The following is a 1,792-nucleotide window of genomic DNA, read 5'->3' as shown; positions in this document are numbered from 1 at the left end:
GTAACCGGCCGGTGAACCCATCTGCCGAAAGTACCTGAATTCCATCACAGTAGGTGCCCACCTATGAATAAGTGGACACCTACCATGACGGACTTAAGCGTGCTGGAAGCTCCTCGGAAGCGTCGTCGCTTCACCACCGCATTCAAGGCCAGAATCGTCGAGGCCTGCAAGCAGCCGGGTGCCTCCGTGGCCGGGGTTGCCCTGGAGCACAGCCTGAATGCCAACTTGGTCCACAAGTGGATCCGCACCGCACGTCAGCAGACTGCCGCGCCAGCAGCACCGGCGTTTGTGCCGGTGCCCATGGCCAGTGCCTCATTACCGGTCGCTCGCCAACATCAGGTGACGGACCGTATTCGCCTCACGATCCCGCACTCCAACGGCCCGATGGTCATCGAGTGGCCTGCCTCGGAGGCCGATGCCTGCCGGTCTCTGATCCGAGAGCTGCTCGCATGATCCGCATCGATGAGATCTGGCTGTCCACCGACCCGCTGGATATGCGCGCCGGCCCGGACACCGCCCTGGCTCGAGTCGTGAAGGTGTTCGGAGCGGCTCGCCCGCACTGTGCCTACCTGTTCGCCAACCGGCGCGGCAACCGCATGAAGGTGCTGGTCCACGATGGCCTGGGCGTCTGGCTGTGCGCTCGTCGCCTGAACCAGGGCAAATTCCACTGGGCCGACCACAGGCATGGCGATCGCGTCGAACTCTGTCCCGAGCAGGTGACGGCCTTGGTACAAGGTCTGCCCTGGCAACGTCTCGGCGCCGACGGGGTGATCTCGGTGGTCTGACATACCGAGTCAGATAAGGCACAGAATCTCCCGGCTCGCTATTCGCTGAAGGGCCAATCCCACTCCCCACGACAGGTTGGCATACTCAGCGAATGAACATGCCTCCCGACCTGTCTCAGCTCTCTCCCGATCAGCTCCGCCACCTGGCGGCAACGCTGATGACGCAGGTCGAGGAAAAGGATAAAGCGCTCCGCCACAGCGAGCAGGTCAATCAGAAGCTGACCTATGAACTGGCGCTGCTCAAGCGCCACGCCTTCGGCAAGCGCAGCGAGCAGCTCAACGTTCTGCAGATCAGTCTGCTGGAGGATGGGGTGGATGCCGACATCGCCGCCATCGAGACTGAGTTGGAAGACCTGGTCACGACCGATGCGTCATCGGCGCCCAAGAAGACGCCCAAGCGCGCCTCTTTGCCTCCCGAACTGCCGCGCACCGAGATTCACCATGACCCAGAGAATGATCACTGCCCGTGTGGTTGTAAGCTGCGGCGGATCGGCGAGGAGGTCAGCGAGAAGCTCGACTACACGCCGGGCGTATTCCATGTCGAGCGCCATATCCGTGGCAAGTGGGTCTGTGATCACTGCGAGACACTGACCCAGGCGCCGATGCCGGCGCAGATCATCGACAAGGGCATCCCCACCGCCGGTCTGCTGGCCCAGGTGTTGATCGCCAAATACGCCGATCACCTCCCACTGTATCGCCAGGAGCAGATCTTCTCCCGTGCCGGCGTGGCGATTCCGCGCTCCACTCTGGCCGAGTGGGTCGGCATCTGCGGCGTGCGGCTTCAGCCGCTGGTCGATGCCCTACGTAAGCTGCTGCTCAGTGAGCCGGTGCTGCATGCCGACGAGACGCCGGTGCCGATGCTGGCTCCGGGCAAGAAGAAGACCCACCGCGCCTATCTTTGGGCTTACGCCACCACGCCCTACGCCAGCCTGAAGGCCGTCGTCTACGACTTCAGCGAGGGGCGCGGCGGCCAATATGCCCGCGACTTCCTTGGCGAGTGGCGGGGC

3 protein-coding genes are annotated in these 1,792 nt (G+C 63.4%); all 3 read left to right on the top strand.

Annotated features, from left to right (window positions below; genetic code table 11):
• Window positions 1–84: 84 nt before the first annotated feature.
• A complete protein-coding gene (gene tnpA, locus BCL93_RS16995) occupies window positions 85–453 on the top strand; it encodes an IS66-like element accessory protein TnpA (protein ID WP_220086308.1) in 369 nt (122 codons plus the stop codon).
• Entirely contained in the window at window positions 450–785 is a 336-nt protein-coding gene (gene tnpB / locus BCL93_RS16990; RefSeq protein WP_112056543.1) for an IS66 family insertion sequence element accessory protein TnpB, read from the top strand. Before tnpA ends, tnpB begins: the two co-directional genes overlap by 4 nt.
• A 92-nt stretch (window positions 786–877) precedes the next feature.
• A partial coding sequence (tnpC, locus tag BCL93_RS16985) for an IS66 family transposase (protein WP_112056545.1) occupies window positions 878–1,792 on the top strand: 915 nt, incomplete at its 3' end.

Origin of the sequence: Onishia taeanensis (assembly GCF_003268885.1) — a bacterium.
In the GTDB taxonomy this organism is placed as follows: Bacteria; Pseudomonadota; Gammaproteobacteria; order Pseudomonadales; family Halomonadaceae; genus Onishia; species Onishia taeanensis_A.
The sequence above is the reverse complement of the archived record's forward strand: the minus strand, read 5'-3'. Positions and strand labels throughout refer to the sequence as shown.

Coding starts and splice junctions, on each gene's coding strand:
- tnpA (WP_220086308.1), top strand. CDS start 85: ATGACGGACTTAAGCGTGCTGGAAGCTCCTCGGAAGCGTCGTCGCTTC.
- tnpB (WP_112056543.1), top strand. CDS start 450: ATGATCCGCATCGATGAGATCTGGCTGTCCACCGACCCGCTGGATATG.